Source organism: Geminisphaera colitermitum TAV2, assembly GCF_000171235.2.
Taxonomy (GTDB): Bacteria; Verrucomicrobiota; Verrucomicrobiia; order Opitutales; family Opitutaceae; genus Geminisphaera; species Geminisphaera colitermitum.
On the sequence record NZ_ABEA03000106.1, the window covers coordinates 1 to 14,062 of the forward strand.

13 protein-coding genes are annotated in these 14,062 nt (G+C 58.4%); all 13 read right to left on the bottom strand.

The genetic code is table 11. The features are described from left to right. Window positions 1-89: 89 nt before the first annotated feature. A complete protein-coding gene (locus OBACDRAFT_RS12565; protein WP_043586210.1) occupies window positions 90-1,541 on the bottom strand; it encodes a glycoside hydrolase family 130 protein in 1,452 nt (483 codons plus the stop codon). A 193-nt stretch (window positions 1,542-1,734) separates the two neighbouring features. Continuing rightward, entirely contained in the window at window positions 1,735-2,769 is a 1,035-nt protein-coding gene (locus tag OBACDRAFT_RS12570) for a LacI family DNA-binding transcriptional regulator (RefSeq protein ID WP_043586130.1), read from the bottom strand. 287 nt (window positions 2,770-3,056) lie between these two features. Then, window positions 3,057-4,958 carry an ATP-binding protein gene (locus OBACDRAFT_RS12575; RefSeq protein WP_052361906.1) on the bottom strand — a complete coding sequence of 634 codons (1,902 nt, stop codon included), beginning with the start codon at window positions 4,956-4,958 and terminating at the stop codon, window positions 3,057-3,059. A 3-nt stretch (window positions 4,959-4,961) separates the two neighbouring features. Then, window positions 4,962-5,132: a hypothetical protein gene (locus OBACDRAFT_RS28220; protein ID WP_157837052.1), complete on the bottom strand. Its 171-nt coding sequence runs from the start codon at window positions 5,130-5,132 to the stop codon at window positions 4,962-4,964. A gap of 104 nt (window positions 5,133-5,236) precedes the next feature. Further along, the gene (locus tag OBACDRAFT_RS12580) at window positions 5,237-6,058 is read right to left on the bottom strand and encodes a BUD32 family EKC/KEOPS complex subunit (protein ID WP_198529897.1); all 822 of its coding nucleotides are present in this window, start codon (window positions 6,056-6,058) and stop codon (window positions 5,237-5,239) included. A 52-nt stretch (window positions 6,059-6,110) separates the two neighbouring features. Further along, on the bottom strand, window positions 6,111-6,419 hold the full coding sequence (locus tag OBACDRAFT_RS28225) for a hypothetical protein (RefSeq protein WP_157837053.1): 309 nt from the start codon (window positions 6,417-6,419) through the stop codon (window positions 6,111-6,113). Between the two features lie 144 nt (window positions 6,420-6,563). Further along, complete coding sequence (locus tag OBACDRAFT_RS12585; protein ID WP_043586134.1) at window positions 6,564-7,412, bottom strand: KilA-N domain-containing protein; 849 nt, start codon at window positions 7,410-7,412, stop codon at window positions 6,564-6,566. Between the two features lie 106 nt (window positions 7,413-7,518). Further along, the gene (locus tag OBACDRAFT_RS12590) at window positions 7,519-7,944 is read right to left on the bottom strand and encodes a PIN domain-containing protein (protein WP_157837054.1); all 426 of its coding nucleotides are present in this window, start codon (window positions 7,942-7,944) and stop codon (window positions 7,519-7,521) included. Next, the gene (locus tag OBACDRAFT_RS12595; RefSeq protein ID WP_043586138.1) at window positions 7,901-8,140 is read right to left on the bottom strand and encodes a hypothetical protein; all 240 of its coding nucleotides are present in this window, start codon (window positions 8,138-8,140) and stop codon (window positions 7,901-7,903) included. The genes OBACDRAFT_RS12590 and OBACDRAFT_RS12595 overlap by 44 nt, the downstream gene beginning before the upstream one ends. Before the next feature lie 75 nt (window positions 8,141-8,215). Beyond that, window positions 8,216-8,869, bottom strand: coding sequence for a type II secretion system protein (locus OBACDRAFT_RS12600; protein WP_052361907.1), 654 nt, complete (start codon window positions 8,867-8,869; stop codon window positions 8,216-8,218). Window positions 8,870-8,980: 111 nt separating this feature from the next. Then, window positions 8,981-9,631, bottom strand: coding sequence for a LamG-like jellyroll fold domain-containing protein (locus OBACDRAFT_RS12605; protein ID WP_043586140.1), 651 nt, complete (start codon window positions 9,629-9,631; stop codon window positions 8,981-8,983). Between the two features lie 12 nt (window positions 9,632-9,643). Beyond that, window positions 9,644-12,964: a hypothetical protein gene (locus OBACDRAFT_RS12610; protein ID WP_043586142.1), complete on the bottom strand. Its 3,321-nt coding sequence runs from the start codon at window positions 12,962-12,964 to the stop codon at window positions 9,644-9,646. A gap of 158 nt (window positions 12,965-13,122) precedes the next feature. Next, entirely contained in the window at window positions 13,123-13,968 is an 846-nt protein-coding gene (locus tag OBACDRAFT_RS12615) for a LamG-like jellyroll fold domain-containing protein (protein ID WP_043586144.1), read from the bottom strand. Between the last annotated feature and the right edge of the window lie 94 nt (window positions 13,969-14,062).

Genomic DNA, 14,062 nt, shown 5'->3' on the forward strand with positions numbered 1-14,062 from the left:
GGGGGGGGGAGGATCCTTCGTGCGCTTTTGCTCTGTGTCTTCGTGTCTTTGTGGTGAATTTTGTTTTGGTTTGGACGCGTGGGTTGCGGTTAATTGTCCGTGAGCTCGGCGAGGAGTTCGTCGAGCGGGACGGTGGCGAAGCTGGCGCATTGGTCGCTCATCGCATACGGGAGGATGAGGCGGCCGGCGTGCACGAGAGCGCCGCAGGAATAGACGACGTTGGGAACGTAGCCCTCGCGTTCGTTGCGGATGGGCTCGAGCAAGGGCTCGCGAAGTCGTCCAATAACGCGCGAGGGATCGTCGCGGTCAAGCAGTATGGCCCCGATGGTGTAGCGGCGCATGGGGCCGACTCCGTGCGTGAGCACGAGCCAGCCGGCCTCGGTCTCGATGGGCGAGCCGCAGTTGCCGAGTTGCACGAACTCCCAGGGGTGGGTGGGACGGAGGAGTGTCTGGCGGGTATCCCAGAAATGGATACTGTCGGAGAACATCAGGTGGATGTTTTCGTTGTCCTGCCGCGAGAGCATGGCGTAGCGGCCGCCGATGCGGCGGGGGAAGAGGGCGAAGCCTTTGTTGCGGACTTCGGGGCCGTTGAGCGAGGCGATGCGGAAGCGCAGAAAATCGTCGGTGGTGACGAGTTGGGGGAGGATGACGCGGCCGTCGTAGGCGGTGTAGGTGCCGTGCCAGGCGACGGAGCCGTCGTCTTCGCGGAAGAGGACGAAGCGGGCGTCCTCAATGCCTCGGCTTTCGGCGGCGGTGGAGGGGAATATAACGCGTTCGGAGAGGCGGCTGCCGGGGTCGAAGGTGATTTCGTAGTTGGCGCGGACGAGGGCGATCATGCCTTGCACGGTTTCCTGGCTGCGGACGGCGAAGTCGCGGTCGCGCCGGCGGATGCTGGAGACAACGCGTTCGAGGTCTTGCGCGGTGAAGGAGTCGCCAAGTTCGGCGAGGAGCGCGATGGCGTGGCGGGTGCGCAGGCCGAGTTCGGAGAGGCGGCGTTCGAAGCCGGCTTTGTCGTGGCGCGCTTCGGGGACGGGGGTGGCGGCGGTGACGAAGGGCGTGGGTTCGCTGACGGAGATGGTGCCGTCGGGCGCAATCATGCCGGTGCGAAAGACGATGGAGGAGATGTGGCCTTCGCCGACGGCGCGCAGGCTGAGCACGAAGCGGAGCGCGCCGGCGTCGAGTCCGCTTTGGTCGGGGTGGGGGACGATGGAGGGGTTGAAGAGCGCGGCGGCTTCGAGCGAGTATTCCTGGGTGAAATACGAGCCGAGCAGGAGGCGGCGCGATTCGCTGAGGGGTTTGTCCGTGATGAGGTGGTCGCGCACGGATTCGAAGCGTTCGAGCAGGTAGTCGCGCAGGCGGGTATGGCGGTCCACAAAATGGCTGAGGACAAAGCGGCATTCGGCCTCGGCTTCGCGTTCGTTGATCGACATGACTCGCGCCACGATGCGGCTGATGCGCGCGGCGTCTGTGATTTCGAAGGGGCGGAAAAAGACGCGTTTGGCATCGGGGCGGAGAATGAGTCGTGTGCGGTGAACTTTCATGCGGAGAAAGTCCAAGAGTGAAACGCGAATGCCGCAGGGGGAAGCTGATTATGCCGCGGCGGGCAAAGGAGGGGCGGCGGCTTTGCCGCCGAACGTCCAACGTCCAACGCCCAACATCCAACGTCGAACGCTGAACATTGAACGTTGAATGTTGAATATCGGAGGGGGGGGGGGGGGGGAGAGCCGCCCTCCGTCAAATCGTCCGTGTGCTTTCGCGTTCGATGAGGCGGCCGTTGAGGTCGATGTGCGTGTCGATGGGGAGCGGGGCGAGGCCGCGAATCAGACGGTAAACCTGACGGGCGGCTTCGTAGCCGAGCGCGCGGTTGGGGATGTCGATCACGGTCACGGGAGGTTGGAGAAATGCGGTCTCGGGATAGTCGTCACACGAGATCACGGAAAGGTCGCGCGGGATGGAGAGGCCGATACGCGAGGCTCCGTGTAGCAGCCCGACAACTACAGCGTGGTCCATGACAAAGAGGGCGGTCATGCGCGGGTTGGCGCGGGTGAGGGTTTGCACGGCGTCGCTGCCAAATTGCAGCCCGGTTTTGTCCGGGACTTCGTGGGCGACGAGTTGTTCGTTGAAGGCGATGCCAGCCTCGGCGAGTGCGCGCCGGTAGCCGGAAAGTCGTGCCTGACCGGATACACCGGCGGGCGGGCTGACGAGAACGCCAATCTCACGGTGGCCTTTGTCGATCAGATGACGGGTGGCGCGGTAGCCGACTTCGTCGTTGTTGACCGTGATGACGTTGTCGCGATGCGCGGGCGTGGTGCTGAGGAGCGCGCAGTGGGGAAATCCTTCGGCGTCGAGTTGGGCGAAGTAGGTGCTTTCGTCGTTGGAGCGGAGGATGACGGCGCCGTCGATGGAGCGGCGGCGGAGTTCGCGGACGATGTCGCAGGCGTTGAGCTTGTCGATGGTATCGGCGAAGATGCTCATTTCGAGGCCCTCCTCCTGCACGTATTGCGCAACGCCTTCCATGACGGTTGAGAGGAACAATCCGAAGTCGAGGGTGTGGCCGGGGTATTGCTGAATGAGCACGCAGATGTTGGGAACTTTGCGGCTGACGACGCGGGGTTTGAAATTTCGTTTGGCGGCGAGATCGCGGACTTTTTTTCGGAGTTCGACGCTGATTTCGGGCGACCCGCGCAGGGCTTTGCTGATGGTGGCGACCGAGACGTCGAGTTCGTTGCCGAGGCTGTAAACAGTAGTGCGCTTGGGTTTGCGTGGCATGGGAGGGAATGTGGAGAGGAAGGCGGGAGGGCGGGAAGGCGGGAGGGGGGGGGGAGAGACAGGGTTTTAGTCTTTTAGGAGCTTCTAAGAATTACACAGAGGACACAGAGCGGGCACAGAGATTGGGGAGGACTGTCCGATTATCGGATGTTTTTTCTGCAAGGTGATTTTTCTGTAAGCCATTTATTTTCAATAGAAAATCTTTATTAACGGGAGAAGGTGCGGAGTCGTTTTGTCCTCCCATATCTCTGTGTTTTCTCTGTGTCCTCTGTGTGATTTTTCAATTTTTAGAACCTCCCTTTTGTTTTTATCGGAGTCGGTTGTGGGGCGAGTGTTTGGTAAGCTTGTTGCGGGTGATTGATGTCATTGGGGAAACGTCGGGTCAGGTGGCGCTCTTTCACGAGCGGACTGAGGTAGTCGTTCCGAAGTGGATTGGGCTGGCGTTTCAAGAGTTCCGCCAGTTCTCCGAGCGTGAGGAAATTTTGGGAGCACAGTTCCAAGATTGCTTGGCGGACCTGTGTTACCGTCGAGCGTTTCGATTTCGCCACGGGCGCTGCTAGTGTTTCCAACTGAGCCCAAGTGTCAGGTTGCGCATCCTTAAGAGAGGAGTTCGTTGGCTTAAGAGAGGAGTCCAAGGGCTTAGGTGAGGAGCTCGCAGGCTTAGGTGAGGAGTCCACGGGGAAGGCGGAGGAGGAAGGCATTGGCATCCAAGGCAAACGATAGCGTGTCCAGCGTCTCTTCCCGTCTGACACTAGCAGTCCTCGGTCGCAGAGTTTGGTCAGAAGGTAGGTGATGTCAGTCGGATGGTCATCCAAGAGTTGTTGTAGTCGCTGATTGGTGACGGAGTTTTCCAAATGGGCAGTAGCGAGGGCTTGCAGTCCTTGAGGGCTCAAGTGGGAGAAACGATTTCCCAAGCGAGTTTTGAGTTCATTCAAGGTGGAATCTGGAATCAGGCTCACCATCAACAGGGTCAAGCGGACGCGGTCGGGACCGATGGATGTTTCCAGTTGCGGGGCGCGCCAGTGCTGGCTTTTCCAACCGGCCTTGATTTTGTCCACGCCCGATCCGGCGCGTTCACCGCCACCGATCATAAAAAACATCTGTTGCAGTGCCTTGTTGCGGCACTCGCTCAGGTTGCCGCGCCAGAATTGATCGAAGGAGACGAGCAGTGTGCCGGGATTTTCGAAAACGTAGCGGTCTGCGTAACGTTCCACGACAACGCCGCCTGGAGCGGAGTGATCGGCATGGATGAGTGCGTTGACAAAAGCTTCCCGCAACGCTTCGTGCACCGGTGTTTCGTCTTTGCGCTGACCGTCCTCCAGTTTGAACGGCACGGACAGGCCGCGGGCCAGTTTGGGCCAGACGCGTTGGTAGAACTGAAACAGATTTCCTTCCCATGTTCCGTCTGGATGCTCTCTGTCTGTCCAGCGTAATCCCGGCTCCAGTTTTTCCCGGTAATCGACCATGAAGCGAGGCAGCGCCGCCGGATCGCGCAGGGCTTCACTCTTTCCGAACATCAGCAATCCGGCGAGCGTCAGTCCTGACTGACCTGATTCGCGGTCCATGCGCCATCCGCCGAGTTTTTCCAGCAGCGCCTGCTCATCGAGTGCCAGCCATGGATGATCGCCTTTGGTTGATCGGAGCCGTTGCCGGTATTGGGTGAGGCTGGTGGGATCAAGGTCTGCGAGGCTGAAACCGGGCAAAACGCGATAGTCAGGAGGAGTAGTCCCGGCATCGGCAAACATCCGGCGAACTTCTTCTTCCGTGCATCGAAAATCGCCTTCATGGCGTCGTCGGTAAGTGTTCCCCAGAGGCTGTGCATTGAGGTAAACTGGGCGCTGGGTGCGACTCGCCCGCGGCACGCGTATGAGGATGAGAAACGTGGAACCTGCCGGGATGACCTGCACATCCTCCTCGCGCAGTAGATCAATGTTCACTTTGCCCCGGTTTCGTACGGTGTTCCAGAGATCACGCCGGAGGTGTTCCGCCTGTTCAGCGGAAAGGCCATCCAGACGCGTTTGTCCTGTTTTTTCCGATACGCCGAGCACGATTGTGCCGCCTTCGGTATTCGCCATGGCACTGTAGGTTTCCCAAAGACTGCCCGGTAGTCCGCCGGAGGCCGATTTGAATTCCCAGTCGGAATTCTCGCCGATGCGTGCGGCCTGCAAAATATCGTCAAAAGTAACCATGTTTCAAAGTGGCATCCTGCCTTTGGTCCCCGATGCATTCAACAGCGGGATTACGAACCTTCTTCCCTTCGCTAATCCTACCGTTTTTGTGAATACATTGCTGATGGTGGCGACCGAGACGTCGAGTTCGTTGCCGAGGCTGTAAACAGTAGTGCGCTTGGGCTTGCGTGGCATGGGTGGAAATGTGGAGAGGAAGGCGGGAAGGCGGGAGGGCGGGGGGGGGGGGGGGGAGACAGGGTTTTAGTCTTTTGTTTTTATCGGAGTCGGTTGTTCGAGGCTCAGAGTGCTCTTAGCGCGGTGGCAATGTCTTCGGGGAACAATTCGGACGCTAGTTTTCGGGCTTCATCAAAACAGCATCCGATAATGCGTCGCTTTTGATTGAGCTGGAGCAATCCAGCTTCGCGGAGGAATTCGTTCAAATCGTCAAACACACCCATGTCCCATTCTTGTGCGCTGATGTCCTCCTTGAAGACTGTCGAAGCAAGGTCGATTGGCTGTACCGGAGCGGTGGGATCATCGGCAATCCACATGATGTTATCGAGGTGGAGGTCGCCGTGCAATACGCCCGCTTTGTGCAAGCGCAGAGTCGCGTCATAGCTTGCGCTTATTCTCATTTCCAGACGGTCGGCGACTTCCGGAATCAAGGGGGCGGCGATAGCGTCCTCATACGATAGATCGGAAAATGGGCTCATTGCCGCAAAGGTCTGCCCCGGCACCACACGACTGCGATAGACAAGCGATTCGTGCGCCAGTGGTTTGAGCCGGTTGCCCAAGTCTGTGGGAATTTTGGACAATGCGCGTATCGTTCGTGCAAACTCCACTTCCGGTGTTTCTCCGCGTCCAATGGGAGGAGAGGCCGGGGTGTAAATTTTTCTGAAATGAATGCCGTAGGTGTTGGTGGGAGGAAACGCTTTTCGTGTTTCAATGCCCGGAATAACGATGTCCGCGAAGGTGCGGGCTTCTCCCGAAAACATTTCGTCACGATAAACCCGATAGAGAACCAGATCCTCATGTTCATCATGGAGGTCGAAACCGTGTTGTTCGAGGAACCGGAGCGTGGATGACAACTCTGGCGAATCACTGCCTGTGGCGGTTCGCACGGCTTTTCGAATACACTGAACCCGATTGTCCACGAGTGTATTCATCAGCGAATCAACCGATGATTTTAGCCGCGGATTGCAGAAAACGACGAACGCTTGCCTCGTCCGCTGACAACGGCTCGGCACCTTCTTCCGGAAATAGATGTGAGCCTACTGTGCGTCCAGGATTCAAACGGACATTCCGTCGCGCCCAAGTGCTCATCAGATAACGCGATCGCAATACGACGACATGAGTATCTGGACGGATTTCAGCGCAGTCATTCGGGACAAAGCAAAACGTTCCGGGAAATTCTCCGCGAAGGACCAGTCCTTCCTCACCATTGAGGGTAACGGGGGAATGATGCGTGGTTAGAGTGCTCATGGAGAACAGCGTGAACATCGGTTGAACAAAATGCAAATCGGCCTTCCGCTGCTGTCAGACTCCGGCATCGCTTGTGATGGCGAAGGAGGGCGAAAAGGAGGGCGGGAAGGCGGCGGGGGGGGGGGGGGGGGGACAGATGGCGGGTCAGGGTTTCAGGTTTTTGTTTTCACCGGGCAGCGTGGCGATTCGTCCGGCGAGCGTTTCCATCTGGCGGATGGCAATGGCATTGAGTCGGGTGAGGCGTTCGTTTTGCGCCAGACCCATGTGGATAAACTCGGCGTTCATCCCTTCGATGTTGGCCAGAACCAGCAGTTGTTCGATAGAGGCGTGGTCGCGCATGTTGCCATCGAGTTTCGAGTTGGTGTCGCGCCACTGGCGGACGGTTTGCCCAAACAGGGCGACGTTGAGCACATCGGCTTCGCTGGAGTAAACAACCGCCGCTTGTTCGCGCGTCACCACCGCCGGAATGAGGTGCGCTTTGATGGCGTCAGTATGGATGCGGTAGTTGAGTTTGGAGAGTGTGCGGTTGAGGTTCCACGCGAGCGAGAGACGGCGGCTTTCGTCTTCTTTGAGGCGTTGAAGTTCCTTGATGAGGTAGAGTTTGAATTCGACTGATATCCACGAAGCGAATTCGAGTGCGATGTCCCGGTGCGCATAGGTGCCTCCATAACGGCCCGCCTTGGAAATGATGCCGATGGCATTGGTCTTCTCGATCCATTGCTTGGGAGTCAGCGTGAAACTGTTGAGCCCTGCTTGTGTTTTAATCCCGTCGAATTCGACGGGATTAAAATGCAGGTTATTGAGTCGTTCCCAGACGCCGAGGAATTCGATGGTATTCCGATTGCGCAACCAATTGCGCACTAGGTCGTCCGTGTGCTCTGGGTTTTTGTAGCGGGCGATGTCGGTGATGCAGACGTAGTCTTCTTCTTTTTGCGATACGACGGACACGGTGATGCCCTGAACGTCGATGGTGGATTTTTCGGGTTTGCTCATGAGCAGGTAAGGGAACGCAAAATTGAATGAAATTCGTCCGTTCTTTACAACGAGAGAGTCCGTGCGGGGAGCATGTCTTTGGAGGAGAGAGAGCGGGGGGGGAGGGCTACAAATAAAAATCCCCGCGAGGGCAGGAAAAGGGGACCCGGTAAGTGGCAAAATCACGGTAATCGACGGTCAACACAAAGGCGTCCCGGCGTTCTGTTACGATGCGTACCACGCAGGCATCCGCATAATCCATGCGTGGTGATAGGTGCGTCATGGCAACGAGCATGGAGGAGGCATCGTCGGCGAAACTGATAACACGCATGGGGGCGATCAGGCGTGACAGTGCGCGCATGGCCGTGGCGTCGTTTTCGAGGATGTGGGTTGCCTCGGCGATGCAGGCTTCGCAGGTGAAAAACGTGCCTTTGTGGCGGCGCAACGCGGCAACGGCCCATTCGTGAGCGGATTCACCGGCGTCAATCGCTGCAGCCAGAACGCCGGAATCAACCACGATGCTTCTTGGCCAGACTGCGGCGGATTTGCTCACGATGTGCGCCTTTTTTCCCGGTTAATTTTACCGCGCCAAACACGCCTCGCATTCCTGTAAATGGATTTCGTGGTTCGCCGAGTGTTTCGAATACGTAGCGTTGGTTGCCGGCTTCAATGATGACGCTTTCACCTTTGTCCGCAGCTTCCCGTGCGGTTCTGAAGCTGCGTTGGAACTCAGTCAGGGTCGTGTTCATTGGCGCGAATCAGATAATCTGATTGGCTGGTGCGTCAAGGTCGGTGCGGGGGGGAGGCAAGGGATTCAGGAGGGGCTACTTGTCGTTGGCGGGGTCTCCCAAGGGGGAGTTTTCGTCACCTGCGCTGTAACTTGGGGTTTCCCGGCTGAGGTCGGCCTTCATCAGGGTGCTGACTTTCGCGAGCCGAGCGGATGCATCAAGGTGTACAATGTTTACTTTGCCGCGATGTGGCTTGGGGGTCGTTGCCCAACGAGTTTTATTCACCCATTGGCTAGATGAGCAGCCTGCGAGAATGAGTCGGGATGGTTGCGTAATGAGGGATGCGGGTTGTTGGGAGATGGACTCATTAAAGCCGTACATCCAATACGTATCTTTCCCGTTTTTCTCGAGTGGTGCCGGGCACGCGAGGAAATAGATTCTTCGCTCACCATAGTTAGCACCTTCAATCTTAGTATTCAGGTAAGGAATGAGAGCTTGGTGGGCAAAACTGCCGGCTGTGTTTGGGAAAATACCCTTGCTATCGATGACGTAGAGTTGAGTGGCGAAGGCCCATTGGCGAATCCTGGCGGTGCATTGGGTCTCGCGTGCCGATTGTTTGACCCGCGATATCACAGGCAAAATGATCGCCGCCAAGATACCGATGATGACGATCACGGTGAGCAGTTCAATGAGGGTAAAAGCGGCCAACTCAGACCGCCGGCAAATGGTTTTGGGAAATGTGCAAGTCATGTTGATGTTGGTTTTGGGGATGAGAGCGGAAGCTTGTGTGTGTGGGGGGGGGGGGGGAGGAGGGGGAATGAAGCGGCTGCGTCAATAACTAACAGCTTAAAAGTGAATATGTTATTTTATTGTGAGGTTATCATACATTCCGTTCCACGCGCGGCCGCCCCAATTGTACATGCCCCAAGTGAAAATGTCAGCGGGGGCTTTGAGTCGGGTGGCGACGGTTGTCTTGCGATCCACCACCTCTCCGTCGATTGACAGGGTGATCTGATCGGCGGGTTTGGTGAGATTCCATTCGAGGGTGATTTTCGTCCACTGACGAAGCGGGAGTCCCTCCCGGGAAACGAGTTTGAGTTCGGTCTTGTCGCTGAGCTTGATCGCGGCCCGGAGGCGGGAGTCACCCCGCAGGCCGAACAGAAGGATGTTGCCAGAATCAAAGGCGGCATACGAGGGGTGCCGACCGGGTTCGGGGAAAAAATCGAATTCGATCTTTCCCGTGACAGGCGGGATGATGGCGGCTCCGTCTTTATCGGTGGAGGAATAGGTGAGGCGACCGTCTTTCTCCAAAAGAACGGCGGGACCCTTGCGGCCGTTCGGACTGATTTGGGCTTTCCATGCGTTGGACGGAGCCTGGCCTGTGCTGGCGACAAATTTTTTGTCGAAGGTGACGCTCCATCCCTCGGCGACCGCGTTGCTGGTGCCGCCGAAAACAAGGATGGCGGACAGCGCAGTGGCCCGGAGCAGGAATGGAGAGTGGAGAAAACGCATGGGAGATGTGGGTTAGTGGGTGGCGGTTGAGAAGCGGATTTCGATTTTCCCTCCATGGGCGAGGGGGATGGTGTGGTGATTGCCAGAGGAGCGAATGCCTGTGAGGGCTTGCGGGCTGCCATCAAGTTTCAACGAGGAAACGGGTGACGGCGAATGCACTTTGAGTTCGAATGGCTGCGCGTTCTCCAGTTCCACGGTAAGGGTGCGTGTGGCGTGATCGTAACGGGAACTGATGAAGCGCGAGGGTTCCCAGCCGACGAAATATACCCCGGTTTCGTGGGCGGTGTAGGTGCCGAACATGCCGGCTGTCTCGTAACGGGCATGTTTCTTTTTGATGTGGGCGAGCCAGGCATCAAGGTCGGCCTTCAGGCCGTCGGCTGGCCAGTCGGGGAGCCAGGCGCGGTTGGCAATGTGAGCGGCACTTCTGACTTGGTTGTGGGCCATTTGCCGCCAGTCGCTGAAATGCACGTCCATGAAGTCGCGTTGGAACCGGGTGAAGAAGTCGGGGCCGAGGAGGTTCAGGTAGAAGTCATACATCTCGGGCATCTCGCCGCTCCAAGTCAGGACCATGGCGATGTGGTCGAGAGCGACGGTGTTCTTGAGCGAGGCGCGTTCGATGGCCGGTCCGTCCTCGGCGAAACCGACTCCGTAGAGACGGGGGTGCTTGTTCTCCGGGTCGAGGTAGCGGGGGAAGTTGAAACGGAAGCCGGTGGCGCCCGCAATCTTGGCCTGCATGTAGGCGAGGCGGTCGGCGTCCTCCTTTTCACCGATGACTTCGGCCATGCGGCGCATGGCAGCAACGCCAGCGTAGGCAATGGTGTCCATGTCGATGGAGCCGTATTTGACGGCCTCGCGAGAAGTGGTGCCGGGGATGGCCCAGTCGTTGAGAACTTCGAAGATGCGGAGGGTTTCCATCACGCGGGGCCAGAAGCGGCGGACGGTTGCCCAGTCGCCGGAATAGAGGGCGTAGAGATAAAGTGAATACGCGGCTTGGCCGACATTGGAGTTGGGATCGCCGAACATCACCGGGAGCGTGGACATGTCGAGCCAGCCATAGATTTGATACGGCTCGCCGGTGAAGAGTTCGCGGCGGAATATCCAAGAGGAGGGGGCATACAGCCATTCGACGTTGGTGCGGGCCACATCAAGGAGTTTTTTAAACGCTTCCGGCTGATGGTAGCTGCCGCCGATGAGTCCCTGCGACCACTTGTGATGGTAGGCGATGATCCAAGGGTGATTGCTTGGGCTGGGACCGGAGGAGGAGGCCGTCCGGGTGGCGATTTCGTCGCTCATGGCCTGATAGGTTTCGACGAATTCCTCCCGGCGCGGCCAGGCGGCGTGGCGCGAGGGTGTGCGGGGAAGCGTGTATTCGAGCGTGGCACCGTCGGCCCAGCGGAAGGGACCGATGGGGGTCTTGATGTTCGCCTCGCTGCTGGAGGCGGAACCAGCCGGGATGCCCTGCCAAGCAACGGAGTCGCGTGCCCAACTGTAGATGGGGGGGAGGGGGGCATAGTCGGGGTTTTGCCAAGCGGGGTTGCCCCAGCGGTCGTAGCGGAATTCGTTGCGGATGCGCACGTCGCCGTCTTCGACGAGATAGTATTCGCGGCAATCGACGGGGTAGGTGCGCAGCAGGCGCGTGAGTTGTCGTGCGCGATTGGATACGTCGCTTGCTTTCCAGCCGTCGTTGAGCAGGCCGTGGAAGGCGGTGGAGAGTCCCCAGCGGGCCGGAGGGAGGCGCAGGTTGGAGGAGGTCCACTCGATGGAACCGGTGGTGTCGGCGGTGAGGAGGACGGCCACGGCCTTGTCTCCCCAGAAGGTGGGTTTGCCGTCGGCAATGCCCCAGATGGCAACGATCCAGGGTTCACGCAGATTGCGGATGGTCTGGGGCTTGGTGAGAAGCCCTTGGCTGGTGAGAATGGCGGAGGGGCCGATCATGGGTTTGCCGGAGCCGGAGATTTCGGGGGCCATGAAACGGGCCTCTTCCTCGTCGGGTGCGCCGCTGCGGACGGGGAGACTGCCGCCGCCACGGGAGCTGAAGATGAGGGTTTTGGGTGCGTCGATGAGGAATCCGGGGGCGAGCAGGCCGGTCGTGACGCGGGCGCTGGCGCCATCCTTGCCGGGACGTTCCAAGATCATGGTCGTCCAGTTGGCGGAGATTTTTTCGCGATCGGGATTCCAAGCGCGGCGTTTGACGTTCCAGAGTTCGCCTGTGCTGTCGGTGCTGTCGATTTCGAAGCCTTCGATGCTGAAGTCGAAGTCCTGGCGGCGCTGAAGGTTGCCGCCGTGGGCGGTGTAGGTGCGTATCCAGTTTCCGCTGACAACTTCGTTGACGAGGCCGTTGTAGGTGGAGTTGCCGAAGCGTCCTGCGGTGCGGTAGCTGTGGCCTTCGGTCCAGGTCTTGCCGTCAATCTGACGGGAGGGAAAGGCGATGGGCGGGAGAGCTTCCCATGGGTCTTCGGCGACTCGCGCCTGAACGGCGTCGATGGAGTGAAGTTGGATGGGGGTGTAGCCGTCGGGGCCGGAGAGAACGAATTTCGCGATGTGGCGGGGCCGGAACTCGTAACCGTAGTTTTGGGCGGGTTTGAGGGTGTCGAGCGAGACGGTGTAGGTGTGTTTGCCTGCTTTGAGCGAAAGGGGCGGAAGGTCGAAGTGCAGTTTCGAGCCGACCATGATCCAGGCGGTGGCGGTGTTGGCAACGGGTGTCTCAATGGTGAGACGGAGGTCGCGTTGGTGATCTTGAAGCGGGGGCGTGAACTTCCACTCGTTGATGCCGTAGAGGGATTCGCCGATGCCGGAGAAGCCGCCCCAGGGTTGCTTGCGCTGTGCGTCGCTGTAGGTCTGCAGGACTTGGACTTCGAGTTTGGTGACGGTCCGGCCGAGAGGAATCGATTGGATTTTGCCGGGGGCGTTCTGGAGGGTGACGAGAGCGGCGTCCCGGCCGTCGATGCGGAGTTTGAGTTCGAGGGGGAGCACCCAGCTTTGTTTTGCACCGCCTTGCACGAAGGCGAGTTGGCGGATTTCGCGGGCTTGTTTGAAGACGAGCGTGGTGGTGCTGCCTTTGAGTTGCTTCAAGATTGAGGAGCTGCCGGGCTTGCCGTCGAGGAGGCCGGTGGTGGATTTGCCTTTGTCAGCCTCGGAGGTCGTGATTGAGGCGATCTCGTCGGGGCTCCATGCGACCCAGCGGCGCGGGGGATCGAGTTCGGCCTTGAGCACGGGTAAGTTGGTTCCGCTGGAAGCGGCGGCCATGGCAAATGGGGCAATGAGGATTGAGGAGGCTGCGAGCGCGAGAAGAGAGCGGCGTACGCTTTGCCAGATGGGGGTCGTGGATGTCATGAAATAGAGCGAGCGAAAGAGATTGAAGGGATGACGGAGGTAAGAATTGGGGGCAGCACAAGAATACCTGCCTCTAGCTTGAGCAGAAGCAGAGAGTGAAGGGGGGGGGGGGAGTCCCTTCGTTTTATCGAAGGGACGCTGCGAATGGTCGCCGAGCCTTAGCGGCGGCGACGAACAACGAACACCATGGCCGCTCCGGCCAGTCCGATAAACAGGGCGATGGAGGCGGGTTCGGGAATGAGGGTGCCAGAGTAGATCTTAAAATCTTGAAGATAGCCAGTGAAGTTCCCTGTGAGGCCGTCTGCGTATCTGCCTACGACAAACCACGAGGATCCAAATGCTGCTCCAGTGACAGTGCCGGAAATAGTTGCTGTTGTGGGTGTTTGCAACTGCCCGCCAACCCACAATGAAAGGTGCCCGTCGGTTGTAACAACGGAATTGTCGATTGTGACGGTGTAATGCTGCCAGTCATCAAGACCGGCCACACTGTAGGTGCTTTGTGCCAAGACCCCCGCCGCCATTCTATGTTGAACGGTTAACGTCTCTTGGTCTGGGTTGATGTTAACTCTAAAACTGCCGGCATTGTTCATGCTCGAACCCGAACCAAAGACCGTATGTACGCCATCGGCTGTGCCGGTTGACATCATGTGCCAGTCAAAGGTCAGGGCGGTGTAGCCGGTGAAATCTGTCCCATTTCTAACATAACGGCCCCCATTGCCATCAAAGAACGCGCTTGCCGCGGTAGTGGCAGTGGGGTCAGGGCTTAAAACGGTGGTGCTCCGGATGGCGCCCCCCCCCGCTGAGCTTAGCGTTAGCGAGGGGGTTTGTTCGGTAGTGGGGCTCGAATCAGTGAACAGGTTCCCGACGGTGGGGTTGGTAGGGGAGAGGTTATAGTGGGCAATGAGCGTCTGCGCGGACGCAGAGCTGGCACTTGCAGCAAAGATGGCGATCAAGACGCACCAAGGGGCGACGAAAGAGGATGCAAATCTGGATTTGGTTTTCATGGATGACGGAGGTGATTTTCGGGTCGGATACACTTAAACAAAATTATTTCGTTAAGTTTCGTTGACGGAAGGAAAAGTTTTTGGGAATGATGTC